General features: G+C 63.3%; 13 protein-coding genes. 3 read left to right on the plus strand and 10 right to left on the minus strand.

Annotation, left to right across the window (positions count from 1 at the left end):
• Positions 1-31: 31 nt before the first annotated feature.
• The 7 genes from ACEWE8_RS13630 to ACEWE8_RS13660 form a co-directional block, all read right to left on the minus strand.
• Positions 32-805: an enoyl-CoA hydratase gene (locus ACEWE8_RS13630; RefSeq protein ID WP_046785202.1), complete on the minus strand. Its 774-nt coding sequence runs from the start codon at positions 803-805 to the stop codon at positions 32-34.
• A 13-nt stretch (positions 806-818) separates the two neighbouring features.
• Positions 819-1,946 carry an acyl-CoA dehydrogenase gene (locus tag ACEWE8_RS13635; protein ID WP_046785203.1) on the minus strand — a complete coding sequence of 376 codons (1,128 nt, stop codon included), beginning with the start codon at positions 1,944-1,946 and terminating at the stop codon, positions 819-821.
• An 8-nt stretch (positions 1,947-1,954) separates the two neighbouring features.
• A complete protein-coding gene (locus ACEWE8_RS13640; RefSeq protein ID WP_046785204.1) occupies positions 1,955-3,148 on the minus strand; it encodes an acetyl-CoA C-acyltransferase in 1,194 nt (397 codons plus the stop codon).
• A 12-nt stretch (positions 3,149-3,160) separates the two neighbouring features.
• Positions 3,161-3,928 (minus strand): SDR family NAD(P)-dependent oxidoreductase, encoded by a 768-nt coding sequence (locus ACEWE8_RS13645; RefSeq protein WP_115274312.1) that lies wholly within the window; start codon positions 3,926-3,928, stop codon positions 3,161-3,163.
• Positions 3,929-3,941: 13 nt separating this feature from the next.
• Positions 3,942-5,585, minus strand: coding sequence for an AMP-binding protein (locus tag ACEWE8_RS13650; RefSeq protein ID WP_395589314.1), 1,644 nt, complete (start codon positions 5,583-5,585; stop codon positions 3,942-3,944).
• 178 nt (positions 5,586-5,763) lie between these two features.
• Positions 5,764-6,774: an AraC family transcriptional regulator gene (locus ACEWE8_RS13655; protein WP_046785207.1), complete on the minus strand. Its 1,011-nt coding sequence runs from the start codon at positions 6,772-6,774 to the stop codon at positions 5,764-5,766.
• Positions 6,775-6,838: 64 nt separating this feature from the next.
• Entirely contained in the window at positions 6,839-7,702 is an 864-nt protein-coding gene (locus ACEWE8_RS13660; protein WP_046785208.1) for a LysR substrate-binding domain-containing protein, read from the minus strand.
• A 134-nt stretch (positions 7,703-7,836) separates the two neighbouring features.
• Between ACEWE8_RS13660 and ACEWE8_RS13665 the strand changes: the two genes are divergently transcribed.
• Positions 7,837-8,943 (plus strand): 2-aminoethylphosphonate--pyruvate transaminase, encoded by a 1,107-nt coding sequence (locus ACEWE8_RS13665; protein WP_046785209.1) that lies wholly within the window; start codon positions 7,837-7,839, stop codon positions 8,941-8,943.
• Positions 8,944-8,977: 34 nt separating this feature from the next.
• Positions 8,978-9,805, plus strand: coding sequence for a phosphonoacetaldehyde hydrolase (gene phnX, locus ACEWE8_RS13670; protein ID WP_046785210.1), 828 nt, complete (start codon positions 8,978-8,980; stop codon positions 9,803-9,805).
• A gap of 108 nt (positions 9,806-9,913) precedes the next feature.
• Here the strand turns inward: phnX and ACEWE8_RS13675 are convergent, their stop codons facing one another.
• Complete coding sequence (locus ACEWE8_RS13675; RefSeq protein WP_046785211.1) at positions 9,914-10,474, minus strand: NADPH-dependent FMN reductase; 561 nt, start codon at positions 10,472-10,474, stop codon at positions 9,914-9,916.
• A 156-nt stretch (positions 10,475-10,630) separates the two neighbouring features.
• Here ACEWE8_RS13675 and ACEWE8_RS13680 point away from each other — a divergent pair, with 156 nt between their 5' ends.
• Positions 10,631-10,849: a hypothetical protein gene (locus ACEWE8_RS13680; protein WP_046785212.1), complete on the plus strand. Its 219-nt coding sequence runs from the start codon at positions 10,631-10,633 to the stop codon at positions 10,847-10,849.
• Here ACEWE8_RS13680 and ACEWE8_RS13685 read toward each other — a convergent pair.
• Complete coding sequence (locus ACEWE8_RS13685; RefSeq protein WP_046785213.1) at positions 10,833-13,082, minus strand: Orn/Lys/Arg decarboxylase N-terminal domain-containing protein; 2,250 nt, start codon at positions 13,080-13,082, stop codon at positions 10,833-10,835. The genes ACEWE8_RS13680 and ACEWE8_RS13685 overlap by 17 nt on opposite strands.
• Before the next feature lie 165 nt (positions 13,083-13,247).
• Positions 13,248-14,006 carry a DNA polymerase III subunit epsilon gene (dnaQ, locus tag ACEWE8_RS13690; protein WP_039602584.1) on the minus strand — a complete coding sequence of 253 codons (759 nt, stop codon included), beginning with the start codon at positions 14,004-14,006 and terminating at the stop codon, positions 13,248-13,250.
• Positions 14,007-14,029: the final 23 nt, after the last annotated feature.

Genomic DNA, 14,029 nt, shown 5'->3' on the forward strand with positions numbered 1-14,029 from the left:
GGGGCAGTTACGCTGCCCCAGCCGGAGCAGGTCAGCAGTCCTTGAATTGAGCCTCGCGCTTGGCAATGAACGCCGCCATCCCCTCCTTCTGGTCTTCAGTGGCAAATGCCGCATGAAACACACGACGCTCGAAACGCACACCTTCGCTCAGCGTGACTTCAAAGGCCCGGTTGACGCTTTCCTTGACCATCATGCTCACCGGGATCGACTTGCCAGCAATGGTGGCAGCCACCTTCAATGCCTCCTCGACCAGTTCGGCCTGCGGCACCACGCGCGCAACCAGGCCTGCACGCTCCGCCTCCTCAGCCCCCATCAGACGCCCCGTCAGGCACAGCTCCATGGCCTTGGCCTTGCCTACGGCCCGGGTAAGGCGCTGGGTACCACCCATGCCCGGCAGTACGCCCAGATTGATTTCCGGCTGCCCGAACTTTGCGTTGTCGGCCGCCAGAATGAAGTCGCACATCATCGCCAGCTCACAACCACCGCCCAACGCAAAACCCGATACCGCAGCGATGATCGGCTTGCGGCGATTGGCAATACGATCGGCATCACTGAACAGGTCATCGACGTAGATCTGCGGGTATTTGAGCTCGGCCATTTCCTTGATATCGGCACCGGCGGCAAAGGCTTTGGCAGAACCGGTCAGCACCACGCAGCCGATATTCGGGTCACGCTCGAGCTGGTCCAGGGCCTGGTTGATCTCACTGACGATCTGCGCGTTGAGCGCATTGAGCGCCTGGGGCCGGTTAAGGGTAATCAGGCCGACCTTGCCGTGGGTATCCAACAGGATGGTTTCGAATGCCATGCAGACTGCTCCTTCAAAGATTGCGCGCAATGACCATGCGCTGAATGTCGCTGGTGCCTTCGTAGATCTGGCAAACCCGCACGTCGCGGTAGATCCGCTCCAGCGGGAAGTCACTCAGATAGCCATAACCGCCTAATGTCTGCAAGGCATCCGAACAGACCTTTTCGGCCATTTCCGAGGCGAACAGCTTGGCCATCGACGCTTCCACCAGCGCAGGGCGCCCGGCATCGCGCAGTGCTGCGGCGTGCAGCACCATCTGCCGTGCCACGGCGATTCTGGTAGCCATGTCCGCCAAGCGGAAGGCTACCGCCTGGTGCTCGATCAAGGGTTTACCGAAACTGCAACGTTCCTTGGCGTAATCACGGGCCACTTTGAACGCAGCACGGGCCATGCCCACCGACTGCGAAGCGATGCCAATGCGCCCCCCCTCAAGGTTGGCCAGGGCGATCTTGTAACCCTGCCCCTCCTCGCCCAGACGATTGGCAACTGGAACGCGCACATTGTCGAAAACGATCTGGCAGGTGTCGGATGCGTGCTGGCCGAGCTTGTCTTCGACCCGCGCCACCTGGTAACCCGGCAAGTCGGTAGGCACGATGAAGGCGCTGATACCACGCTTGCCTGCCTCTGGGTCGGTGACAGCGAAAACGATCACCACACCGGCGTTCTGCCCGGAGGTAATGAACTGTTTGCTGCCGTTGAGCACATAGTGGTCGCCATCCAGCCGCGCACGGGTTTTCAGGCTGCTGGCATCGGAACCGGCCTGGGGCTCGGTGAGGGCGAATGCACCGATCATCGACCCGCTGGCCAGCGGTGCAAGGTACTGCTGCTTTTGCAGCTCGCTGCCGAACTTGAGGATGGGCACGCACCCTACCGAATTGTGCACACTCATGATGGTCGAGCAGGCGCCATCGCCAGCAGCGATTTCTTCCAGGGCCATGGCATAGGCCACGTAGCCGGTGTCACTGCCACCATACTGCTCGGGTACCAGCATGCCGAACAGGCCGAGTTCGGCCATCTCCTGGATGGCTTCCCGGGGGAAGCGGTGTTCCTTGTCCCATTGTTCGGCAAAAGGCTTGAGGCGTTCCTGGGCAAAAGCCCGGACCGCATCGACGATCTGTTGTTGCTCGTCAGTTACCAGCATGGTTCACCTCAATACAGACATTCGACAGCCATGGCCGTGGCCTCGCCACCGCCGATGCAGATGGCCGCAACGCCACGTCGCAGGTTGTTCTGGCGAAGGGCCGACAGCAGGGTTACCAGGATCCGCGCGCCCGATGCCCCGATCGGGTGCCCCAGGGCGCAGGCACCGCCATGAATGTTGACCTTCTCGTGAGGCAGGTCGAGTTGCTTCATGGCGGCCAAGGTGACCACGGCAAAGGCTTCGTTGATTTCGAACAGGTCGACCTCGGCCAGATTCCAGCCAGTGCGCTTCATCAGTTTGTCGATAGCGCCGATAGGCGCCGTGGGGAACAGTGCCGGCGCGTCGGCGAAGGCAGCGTGCCCATGGATCACAGCCAAGGGCGTCAGGCCGCGCTGCTGCGCCTGGGAGCGGCGCATGAGCACCAGTGCCGCAGCGCCGTCGGAGATCGAACTGGCGTTGGCGGCAGTTACGGTGCCGCCCTCTCGGAACGCCGGCTTGAGTTGCGGGATCTTGTCCAGGCGCGCCTTGGGAGGCTGCTCGTCGTCCTTGACCAGGCGCTGTTCCTTGCCTTCGCTGACCTGTACCGGAACGATCTCGGCGCTGAAGCGGCCTTTGCTGATCGCCTCTTGGGCGCGGGTCAACGAGGCGATGGCGAACTGGTCCTGGGCTTGGCGGCTGAACCCGCCGGCCTGGGCGCAATCCTCGGCAAAGGTGCCCATCAGGCGGCCCTTGTCGTAGGCATCTTCCAAGCCGTCCATGAACATGTGGTCGATGATCCTGCCGTGGCCCATGCGGTAGCCGCCACGGGCTTTGTCCAGCAGGTAGGGCGCGTTGGACATGCTCTCCATCCCGCCCGCCACGACCACATCGGCGGTACCGGCCAGTAGCAGGTCATGCGCCATGATCGCAGCCTGCATGCCAGAGCCGCACATCTTGTTGAGGGTCGTGCACGTGGTGTGCTTGCCCAGGCCGGCGCCCAGCGCAGCCTGGCGCGCGGGGGCCTGGCCCAGGCCTGCCGGCAACACACAGCCGAACAGCACCTGCTCGACACTGGCGGCATCCAGCCCGGCACGCTCGACCGCAGCGCGAATCGCTGCAGCGCCCAATTGCGGCGCGGTAAGGCTTTTCAGGTCGCCTTGCAGGCCGCCCATGGGCGTGCGCACGGCGCTGACGATGACAATCGGATCATTGGCGAGGGTCATTAGGGTCTCTCCTTACTTGGCAGCCATGCGCAGTGCACCGTCGAGGCGGATCACCTCGCCGTTGAGCATGCTGTTCTCGATGATGTGGCGGGCCAGCGCCGCGTATTCGCCTGGCCGCCCCAGACGCGGCGGGAATGGCACCCCGGCGGCCAGGGAGTCGCGCACTTCCTGGGTCATGCCGGCCATCATCGGGGTTTCGAAAATGCCGGGGGCGATGGTCATCACACGAATGCCGTAACGCGCCAGCTCGCGGGCAACCGGCAATGTCAGGCTGGCGATGGCGCCCTTGGAGGCGGCGTAGGCAGCCTGGCCTATCTGACCGTCATAGGCGGCGATCGAGGCGGTATTGATGATCACCCCGCGCTCGCCGCTTTCGTCGGCAACGCCTTCGGCCATCGCAGCAGCGGCCAGGCGCAGCAGGTTGAAGCTACCGACCAGGTTGACGTTGATGACCTTGGCGAAACTGGCCAGGCCGTGTGGCCCTTGTTTGCCCAGCACTTTTTCGGCACCGACGATGCCCGCACAATTGACCAGCCCGTGCAGGCTGCCAAAAGCCGTTACAGCGGCATCGACGGCGGCCTGGGCCGCTTGCTCGTCGCTGATGTCGGCGACCGCAAAGCGGGCGTTGTCACCCAGCTCGCGGGCCTTGGCCTCGACTGCCTGGGCATTGAGGTCAACCAGCATGACCTTGGCGCCGGCCTCGACCAGCATCTGCGCGGTGGCAGCCCCCAGCCCGGAAGCTGCGCCGCTGACGATAAAGTGTTTGTTGGCGATGTGCATGATCGGGTTCCTTTCAGGCGCGGGCAGGGGTGGCCTGTTGCGCTTGTTGTTTGGCAACTTCCTGATTGCGCAGGATGAAGCGTTGCAGCTTGCCGCTCGGGGTCTTGGGCAGCTCGCTGACGAATTCGATTTCCCTGGGATAGGCGTGGGCATACAACCGCTGGCGAACGTGCTGGCGCAGGGTCTCTTCCAGCTCGACACTACCGTGCACACCGCTGGCCAGCACCACAAAGGCCTTGATCAGTTCGGTGCGCTCCGGGTCCGGTTTGCCGATCACTGCGGCTTCGATCACCGCCGGGTGCTCGATCAGTGCGCTCTCCACATCGAACGGCCCGACGCGGTAGCCAGAGGTGGTGATCACGTCGTCGCTGCGGCCGACGAAGCTGATGCTGCCGTCGGTGTTCAACTCGACGGTATCGCCGCTCAGGTAATACTTGCCGACGAAGGCCTTGGTGGGCAGGCCGTGATAGCCACCGAACCAGCAAAGCGGCGACCGCTCCCGATCCACTGCCAGAATGCCAGGCTGCCCGGCGGGCAATTCGGCGCCCTTCTCGTCCAGCACCACGATGCGGTGGCCTGGGATGGCGAAGCCGGCAGACCCTGCCCGCACGGGATGCTCAAGGCCGTGGTGGTTGCACAACACCATGCCCAGCTCGGTCTGGCCGTAGTGGTCATGGATGGTCACGCCCAACTCATCGGCGAACCAGCGGATCACCTCGGGGTTGAGCGGTTCACCGGCACTGCTGACGACCCGCAGGCGGCCCTGGACCGGCGTTGAGAACGCCTTGCCAGCGGCGATCAGCAAGCGATATGCGGTGGGCGAACCTGCCAGGTTGGTGATGCCCAGCTTGTCGATCACCCGCGCGCAGCTTTCGACACTGAACGGGCCATCGTAGAAGGTGGTGGCGTGGCCCAGCGACAACGGCCCGGTGACCGCGTAGTAAAGGCCATAGGCCCACCCTGGGTCGGCCAGGTTCCAAAAGTTGTCTTGTGGCTGCAGGCCAATGGCATCGCGCATGTAGCCCTGGAACGCGACGATCGCGCGTAGCGGCACTTCCAGGGGTTTGGCAGGGCCAGTGGTGCCCGAGGTGAACATCAGCAGGAAGGGATCGTCGCCCGAGCGCATGACTGGCTCGCAATCGGCAGGGGCGGCATCGAGCAGGCGCTGGAAGTCCAGTTCACCCTCCTCAGCGCCGACGATGATCGGCACGGGGCACACGGCCAGATCGTCCAGCTTGGCGCGGTTGCCACGGTCGGTGACCACCACCTTGGCATGCGACTGCTCCAGGCGGTGCTCGATGGCTTTGGGGCCAAAGGCAGTGAACAACGGCTGGTAAACAGCGCCCAGGCGCCAGGTGGCGAGGATGGTTACCAGCAACTCGGGGGTGCGTGGCATCAGCCCTGCTACCCGGTCACCGGCCTGCACGCCTTGGGCCCTCAGGACATTGGCAAAGCGGGCCGCCATGGCTTGCATCTGCCCGAATGTGTAGAGCCTGCCATTGCCCTCTCGGTCCTCGTAGACCAGGGCGATACCACCTTGGGCCACATGGCGGTCACAGCATTCGACGCAGGCATTGAGGGCTGCGAGGCTGCCGTGCAGGCCCATTGCGGCCTCGGCATGATTGAATGAAAGGACGGCGTCGCCATACTCGCGCATCGTCAGACTCCTGGGTTCTTATTGTTGGAGTGCACCATCGGTCTGACGATGTTCGCGCCGCCTGCCTACCTGGGCAATGGCCAAAGCTGTCAATCTGAATGAGCGTTTTGGCCGCGTGGCTTCTCAGCCTTCGCGATGCGCCAAGCGCCCGCCGGAGCATTGCTGGTGCAGGGCCGGTTTACACCTGCAGGAAGACACTGCGGTAATGCCCCGGATTGCACCCGAACCATTTGCGAAACGCCTTGTAGAACGAACTGCTGTCGGCAAAGCCCAGCCTCTCGGCGATTTCGCCAAGCCCAAGCTGCGGCTGCGCCAGCCAGGCAATCGCCAACTCGCGGCGAATGCTGTCTTTGAGCGCCTGGTAGTTTTGGCCCTCCTCGCTCAAACGGCGCCGCAAGGTTGACGCCGACATGCACAACGTTGCCGCCAGTTGCTCGGCAGCAGGCCACTGGCTGGGGGTTTGCTGGCTCAGCGTCTGGCGGATACGACGGGCCAGGCTGTTCGGGTCGCGATACTTCACCAGGATGTTGCCAGGTGCCTCTGCCAAAAAACGCTGAAGCTCGTCCTCGCTGCGGCGCATCGGCATGTCAAGGCAGTCCCCGGCGATGATCATGCGGGTCAAGGGGCGTTCGAACTGCAGGTTTTCCGAGAACATCACCCGGTAGTCATCACAGAAAAGCGGCTCGGCGCACCGCAAGTCAATCGCAAGGATCGGAATACGCCGCCCTGCCAACCAGCAGGCGACGCCGTGGACGATCATCCAGAAGGTGAAATAGGTGAACGCACGCCGAGGCTGAGCATTGGGTTCAACGATGACGATTTCGGCCAGGCTTTTCTGGCGCACCAGTACCGGTTGCAGGTCCTGCAGCATCAGCGAAAGAAACGCCAACGCCGTTTCCACGCCAGCCTGCAGGGTGGGCTGGGCCATGCTCGCCCGACACAGGAATGCCAGGCTTCCGGTACGCAGCCCACGCGGGTCCATGGCGAAGAATTCATCGTTGCAGCGTTGCGCCAGCAAGCGCCAGAGCCGGGAGTAGGCCTCGGCGCTGACGCGCGCATCAGCCTGGTCGAGTTGACCGATGTCGATGCCGGCCTGCGCCAGCAGGCCGGCATCCGGCTCACCCGCCGGGCAGGTCTGCAACAGGGCTTCGCGCACCAGTTGCATGGAGATGGTGTCTTTCTCGCTCATCGGCCCTCCTGGCTGTTGCGTGCCGCCCATGTTAGGCCCGCATGGAAAAAACACCAGCCTTGGATTACAGGCTGGCAGCCAGGGCCAGGAACGCCTGGATCAACCGCAGCTCGCGGCGCCGCTCCAGGCACCCCACCAGGTGCTGGTTGCGCAAACCTTGCCCGGCCAGCGGCCGCGCCACCACACGCGGGTCATTGGCCACCTCGGTCGAGGAAACGACACCAATCCCCAGCTCCGACGCCACTGCCTCGGTGACTGCCTCACGGCTGTCCAGCTCCAGCAGCACCCTGGGCCTGACCGACGCCTGGTCACACGCCTTGTCGAAGGTACGTCGGGTGGTCGAACTGGGTTCGCGCAGCACCATGATCTGCTCATGCAAAGCAGCCAGTGGCAAGTCACCCTGCCCGCTGGCCCAGGCATGGCCTGCCGGCAGCAGTGCACATAAATGCGACTCGCAGAGGTTTTGCAAGTAAAGGCCCTTGCGCGGTTCGATTTCGGTCAATACGGCCACGTCGGCATGCTCTGACAACAAGGCGGCCAAGGTCTCCTGGGCATTGCCCAGGCGCAGGTTGACGGTGATCCCCGGGTAGCGTTCACGCAATAGCGCCAGCATCGGCATGACCCGGTGCGGCCCATCTGCGGCCACCTCCAGGCGGCCGGTGAGCAGTTGGCGATTGGCCTCGAGCATCGCCTGCGCCTCTTCGGCCAGGCCGAACATCGCCCGGGTGATGGCAGCCAGGCGGGTACCCTCCTCGGTCAGCTCGACCCGCCGCGCCGTGCGCCGTAACAGGGTGATCTGGTAGTGCTCTTCCAGCGCCTTGACGTGCCCGGTCACCGCCGGCTGGCTGATGAACAAGCGCGCAGCGGCACGGGTGAAACTGCCCTCACGGGCGACGGCGTCGAAAGCGCGAAGCTGGAACAGGTTCATATTTATCGGCCTGACTTATGGCTGGCATAACAACAAACAATTTGATTGATAACTTGGTCAATTGCAACCTAGCCCCCGTAGTTTCAGCGCCAGCTTTTTCGGCTGACCACCCGCAGCTTGTGAGGAACCACGCAATGAGCAACGCCCCGATCCTGCTGACCCCCGGCCCACTGACCACCTCCCTGCGCACCCGACAAGCCATGCTGGTGGACTGGGGCTCCTGGGACCGTGATTTCAACCAACTGACCGCCAGCGTCTGCGAGCAACTGCTGGGGATCGTCGACGGCAGCGCCAGCCACCACTGCGTTCCCCTGCAAGGCAGCGGCACCTTCGCCGTGGAGGCCGCCATCGGCACCCTGGTACCGCGCGATGGCAAGGTACTGGTGCTGATCAACGGCGCTTACGGCCAGCGCCTGGCGAAAATCTGCAAAGTGCTGGGGCGCAACTTCAGCACCTTCGAAACCGCCGAGGACCAGCCGACCACCGCTGCCGACGTCGACCGCCTGCTGGCGGCTGACCCCAGCGTGACCCACGTGGCGCTGATCCACTGCGAAACCAGCACCGGCATCCTCAACCCGCTGCACGAGATCGCTCAGGTGATCAAGCGCCACGGCAAGCGCCTGATCATCGATGCCATGAGCTCGTTCGGCGCCCTGCCGATCGACGCCCGCGAAATCCCCTTCGAGGCACTGATCGCCGCGTCCGGCAAATGCCTGGAAGGCGTCCCCGGGATGGGCTTCGTTTTCGCCGAGAAAACCGCACTGGCCGCCGCCGAGGGCAATGCCCACTCGCTGGCCATGGACCTGCACGACCAGCACGCCTACATGGCCAAGACCGGCCAATGGCGCTTCACCCCGCCCACCCACGTGGTTGCCGCCCTGCACGAGGCGCTACAGCAGTACGCCGAAGAAGGTGGCCTGCCGGCGCGCCACCAGCGCTACGCCGACAACTGCAAGACCCTGCTCGACGGCATGGCCGCCATCGGCCTGCGCAGCTTCCTGCCAGCCGACATCCAGGCGCCGATCATCGTCACCTTCCACGCCCCGAATGACGCCCGTTACCAGTTCCAGGACTTCTACGAACGGGTCAAGGCCAAGGGCTTCATCCTCTACCCCGGCAAGTTGACCCAAGTCGAGACCTTCCGTGTCGGCTGCATCGGCGTGGTCGGACCGGACGGCATGCAAGCTGCTGTGAATGCCGTGGCCGACGTGCTGCGGGAAATGGAAGTACTGGACATCTGACCCTCTGCCCATCCGATTTCAGGAAATAGCGCACATGAACTACAGCAACCCCACCCAGCTGCAAGCCGCCATCCTCGACTGGGCCGGCACCGTGGTCGACTTCGGCTCTTTCGCCCCGACCCAGATCTTCGTCGAAGCCTTCGCCGAGTTCGACGTCCAGGTTTCCATCGAAGAAGCCCGCGGCCCGATGGGCATGGGCAAGTGGGACCATATTCGTACCCTGTGTGACGTGCCGGAAATTGCCGAACGCTATCGCAACGTGTTCGGCCGCACGCCGACCGACGATGACGTCACTGCCATCTATAACCGCTTCATGCCGCTGCAGATCGAGAAGATCGCCGTGCATTCGGCGCTGATTCCCGGTGCTCTGGACACCCTCACCGGCTTGCGCCGGGACGGCTTGAAAATCGGCTCCTGCTCGGGCTACCCGAAAGTGGTGATGGACAAGGTGGTGGAGCTGGCGGCCCAGAACGGCTATGTCGCCGACCATGTGGTGGCCACCGACGAAACCCCGAACGGCCGCCCGTGGCCGGCACAGGCACTGGCCAACGTGATCGCCCTGGGCATCGACGACGTGGCGGCCTGCGTCAAGGTCGACGACACCGTGCCGGGCATCCTCGAAGGCCGCCGTGCCGGCATGTGGACTGTGGCACTGGTGTGCTCGGGCAACGCGCTCGGGCTGACCTGGGAAGGGTACCAGGCGTTGAGCGCTGAGAAGCTGGAGAGTGAGCGCAAGCGCATTCATGCGCTGTTCGCAGGGTCACGCCCGCACTACCTGATCGACACCATCAATGAACTGCCCGAGGTGGTCGCCGATATCAACCGGCGGTTGGCCAAGGGAGAGATGCCGCAGGCGTTCTGACCGATCTGTGTTGCAGCTTTCGCCCGCAAGCCGGCTTCCACAGCTACCCCGCCGTTTTCACGAACGGTGGGGTAGCTGTGGGGCCGGCTTACCGACGACAAGGCCGGCTCAAACCGCCCGGTTCAGCTTCACCCAGGAGGCAAACTTGTCGATGAAACCCTGCAGAAACGGCCGGGTCTTGTCATTGAGCTTGCCACTGTCCTCGAAAAGGCTGGCCGCCCCACCGATATAAGCTTCGGGCATCTGCATGCACGGCATGTCGAGAAACACCAGCGACTGGCGCACGGCATGGTTGGCCCCAAACCCGCCAATGGCGCCGGGCGAGACGCTCACCACCGCCGTAGGTTTGCCACCCCAGGCGCTTTGCCCATAGGGACGTGAGCCCACGTCGATGGCATTTTTCAGGCAGCCCGGTACAGAGCGGTTGTACTCCGGGGTGACGAACAGCACCGCGTCGCTGCGCCGGATCTCGTCGCGAAAGCGCCTCCACGGCTCGGGCACACCCGCAGCCTCGACATCCTCGTTGTACAGTGGCAGATCGCCGATTTCGACGATTTTCAAGGCAAGACTGGACGGTGCCAGCTCTGAAAGGGCACGGGCCACCTTGCGGTTGTACGAATCCTTGCGCAAGCTGCCGACGACGACCGCTACCGAATACACCTGGCTCATGGCGATTTCCAACCTTTGCTGGGTTAAGAGACGTTGTAGTTATAGATGACCATTGCCCGGCGCTTAGGTTTTTTTCCTCCGCCAGAAAACTTCCAGGTACCATCCACGGTCTATTCCTGCAGACATTTCCTACGCAATTCAGAGGTTTTCACTTAAATGGCAGCAGTAATGGTCGGCCAATTCCACGCCCGTGACGCCGAAGGCCGTATCTACCCCGTCCACGAGTTCCAAGAGTCCACCCTGCAGACCGACGGCAGCGTACAGGGCGCACCGGTCACCACCTATCGCCTGGCCATCGGCGACCGAGTCAACCACTTGGGTGAAGACCGTTTTGAACTGGTACAGACCGGCGTCGAGATCATTCGCATTCCTTGACGCAATCGACCGTATAGCTTCCGGCTTCGCTCTGCAGGCCGTGCACATCGGCGACAAAGCCGGGAAAACCGCTGTTGAAGGCGCGGGCAAACGCCAGGTAGTCGAGGATCGAGCGGGTAGCTTCAGTGAACCGCTCCCCCGGCATGATCAAGGGTATGCCCGGCGGATAGGGCACCAGCATGACTGCCGCGACACGGCCGAGCAATGCCTCTATCGGCACCGCTTCCACCTCACCGCGCACCATATGGTCATATGCCCGGGCCGGGCTGAGCGCCACTTCCGGCAAGCGACTGAACAACCCTTTGAGCTGCTTGGCCGTGGCATTGACGCGATAGCAGTCATGCAGCTGGTTGCACAGGTCGCGCAGGCCGATACCGTGGTAGCGTGCCGTGTCGACTGCAACGATGCTCGGCAGGCACTGGCTTAACGGAGTATTGCCATCATGATGGCGTTTGAACTCCAGCAACTCGGTCAGCAGCGTGCTCCACTTGCCCTTGGTAATGCCCATCGAGAACAGCACCAGGAAGCTGTAAAGGCCGGTCTTCTCCACCACCAACCCGCGCTCCCAGAGAAACTTGCTGACCACTGCCGCCGGAATGCCCTGCTCGTCCAACACGCCGTCGGCCCGCAACCCCGGCATCACCAGGGTGACCTTCAGCGGGTCAAGCAGCACATAATCGCCCGCCAATTCGCCAAAGCCATGCCACTGCGCCCCAGGCTGCAGCAGCCAGTCCTGCGCAGCGAGCTGATCGACGCCTTCTGCCCCAGGCGGCTGCCAGATACTGAACCACCAATCGGTGGCCGCGATATGTGCACGCAGGTTAGCCAGGGCGCGACGAAAGCTCAGTGCCTCGTCAAACATCTCTTGCAGCAGCGAACGCCCCGCGGGCCCCTCCATCATGGTCGAAGCCACATCCAAAGAAGCCAGGATGCTGTACTGCGGTGACGTCGAGATATGCATCATGAAGGCTTCATTGAAGCGATCTCGGTCCAGTTGCCGCTGTGCGCCGTCCTGTACATGGATCATCGACGCCTGGCTGAAGGCCGCCAGCAGCTTGTGCGTCGAGTGCGTGCTGAACACCAACGGGCTGCCCTCGGTGCAGGCCGTCCCCATCGCATAGCGCCCCGTGAAGAACTCATGAAACGCCGCGTAAGCGAACCAGGCTTCATCGAAGTGCAGCACCTGCGCGCTGCTGCCCAGAGCTTGCTTGATCAGCCCGGCGTGGTAGCACAGCCCGTCATAGGTTGAGTTGGTCACCACCGCCAGTTTGATGCGCGGTTCGCGCCCCTTGGCCAAGGGGTTGGCCAGCACCTTGGCCTGGATCGCCTCGGCGCTGAATTCGCTGAGCGGGATCGGCCCGATGATGCCCAGTTCGTTGCGCTCGGGGCATAGGTAGATGGGAATGGCGCCGGTCATGATGATGGCATGGACCACCGACTTGTGGCAGTTACGGTCCACCAGCACCAGGTCATCACGGCCGACCATGGCATGCCAGACGATCTTGTTGGCGGTGGAGGTGCCATTGATCACGAAGAAGGTATGGTCGGCGCCAAAGTTGCGCGCCGCCCTGGCTTCGGCCGCTGCCAAAGGGCCGGTGTGATCGAGCAGCGAGCCCAGTTCCGGCACCGAGACGGACAAGTCCGAGCGCAAGGTATTCTCGCCGAAGAATTGATGGAAGGCTTGGCCCACCGGGCTTTTGCGGTAGGCCACGCCACCGCCATGGCCGGGTGTGTGCCAGGAATAATTGGACTGCGCGGTGTGCTGTACCAAAGCCTTGAAGAAAGGCGGCAGCAAGCCGTCGAGGTAGTTGTGTGCGGCACGTGCTACCTGGCGGGCGAGGAACGGCACGGTGTCCTCGAACAGGTAAAGGATGCCGCGCAGCTGGTTGAGCTCGCTCATCGCTTCGGCGGGAGCGTTTTCCAAGGTGACCTGTTCGCCCAGGGCGAAGATTGGCAGGTCAGGAGCACGCTGGCGGGCCAGGCGGATCAACTCGGCCATGTTCTGCAACAGGTGAGTATTGTCGCCAATGCCTTCGGCGGCGATCAGCATGCAGGCCAGGCCGTGGTGGGTGGCCGCGACCAGACGGGCTTCGGCATTGTCTGCCGCGGCGAGAATGGCGAAGCCGTCCTGACGCAGTTCCTCGGCAATCCCCCGCACGCGCTCGCCGGCAACGCTGTCGGCCTTGATGGCACGGTGGACGATGAGGATGGGGAACTTGAGGTCCTTGTACATCAGGCTGCAACCTCCGAAGGACAGAGCATCCTTCACAGGGTAGTAGAGCCTGGTGCTGTCAGTACGGCCCTGTCGCAGGCACGCCGGTGCCTACGCGAATTTGCAGTTCAGTAAAGAGCTTGTGGGAGCCGGGTTGCCGGCGACAAGGCCAGGGCAGGCTCAGCATCAACCGGCAGGCGTTTCGGTCAATACCTGCCACATCGACGGCCCGCCCGCCGACTTGGCGATAGCCGCCAGGCGCTCTGCATGCGCCTCCAGTTCCTCGGCAGTGGCCATGATCACCCGCCCAGGCGCACGCCCGGTAATCCGGCGGATCTCGCTGCCACCGCTGCCCTGCCCTTCATTGTCGCCGTCCGCCCCATTGCCAGCCAGCGAAAGGCTGGTCTGGCCACCGGTCATTGCCAGGTAGACATCAGCCAGCAGCTCCGAGTCGAGCAACGCGCCGTGCAGTTCACGGCCGGAGTTGTCGATATCGTAACGCTTGCACAGCGCGTCAAGGCTGTTGCGCTGCCCCGGGTGCCGGGCACGGGCCAGCAGCAGTGTGTCGAGGATGGTGCAGTGCTGCGAGATGTCGGCGCGGTCGCGCTGGCCGAGCAGGGCGAACTCGTTGTTGATGAAGCCGACGTCGAACGCCGCGTTATGGATGACCAGCGTGGCGCCCTGAATGAATTCGAAGAATTCCTCGGCCACATCGCCGAAGCGCGGCTTGCCGACCAGGAACGCGTCGGTGATGCCGTGGACATTGATCGCGCCCTCGTCACTCTCGCGGTCCGGTTGCAGATAGACGTGGAAGTGCCGACCGGTCAGGCGCCGGCCAATGACTTCGACGCAGCCGATCTCGATGATCCGGTGGCCTTCGCTGACCGGCATGCCGGTGGTTTCGGTATCAAGAATGACCAGGCGTTTATCTTGCTGCTGCTCCACGCGGGGCGCTCCAACTTGCATCA

This window comes from Pseudomonas sp. TR47 (assembly GCF_044143025.1).
Lineage (GTDB): Bacteria > Pseudomonadota > Gammaproteobacteria > Pseudomonadales > Pseudomonadaceae > Aquipseudomonas > Aquipseudomonas putida_E.

Bases quoted from the DNA above. Each gene is read 5' to 3' on its own strand.
- ACEWE8_RS13680 (WP_046785212.1), top strand. From the start codon at position 10,631: ATGGCAGCAGTAATGGTCGGCCAATTCCACGCCCGTGACGCCGAAGGC.
- ACEWE8_RS13675 (WP_046785211.1), bottom strand. From the start codon at position 10,474: ATGAGCCAGGTGTATTCGGTAGCGGTCGTCGTCGGCAGCTTGCGCAAG.
- phnX (WP_046785210.1), top strand. From the start codon at position 8,978: ATGAACTACAGCAACCCCACCCAGCTGCAAGCCGCCATCCTCGACTGG.
- ACEWE8_RS13665 (WP_046785209.1), top strand. From the start codon at position 7,837: ATGAGCAACGCCCCGATCCTGCTGACCCCCGGCCCACTGACCACCTCC.
- ACEWE8_RS13650 (WP_395589314.1), bottom strand. From the start codon at position 5,585: ATGCGCGAGTATGGCGACGCCGTCCTTTCATTCAATCATGCCGAGGCC.
- ACEWE8_RS13635 (WP_046785203.1), bottom strand. From the start codon at position 1,946: ATGCTGGTAACTGACGAGCAACAACAGATCGTCGATGCGGTCCGGGCT.
- ACEWE8_RS13630 (WP_046785202.1), bottom strand. From the start codon at position 805: ATGGCATTCGAAACCATCCTGTTGGATACCCACGGCAAGGTCGGCCTG.
- ACEWE8_RS13685 (WP_046785213.1), bottom strand. From the start codon at position 13,082: ATGTACAAGGACCTCAAGTTCCCCATCCTCATCGTCCACCGTGCCATC.
- ACEWE8_RS13660 (WP_046785208.1), bottom strand. From the start codon at position 7,702: ATGAACCTGTTCCAGCTTCGCGCTTTCGACGCCGTCGCCCGTGAGGGC.
- ACEWE8_RS13655 (WP_046785207.1), bottom strand. From the start codon at position 6,774: ATGAGCGAGAAAGACACCATCTCCATGCAACTGGTGCGCGAAGCCCTG.
- ACEWE8_RS13640 (WP_046785204.1), bottom strand. From the start codon at position 3,148: ATGACCCTCGCCAATGATCCGATTGTCATCGTCAGCGCCGTGCGCACG.
- ACEWE8_RS13645 (WP_115274312.1), bottom strand. From the start codon at position 3,928: ATGCACATCGCCAACAAACACTTTATCGTCAGCGGCGCAGCTTCCGGG.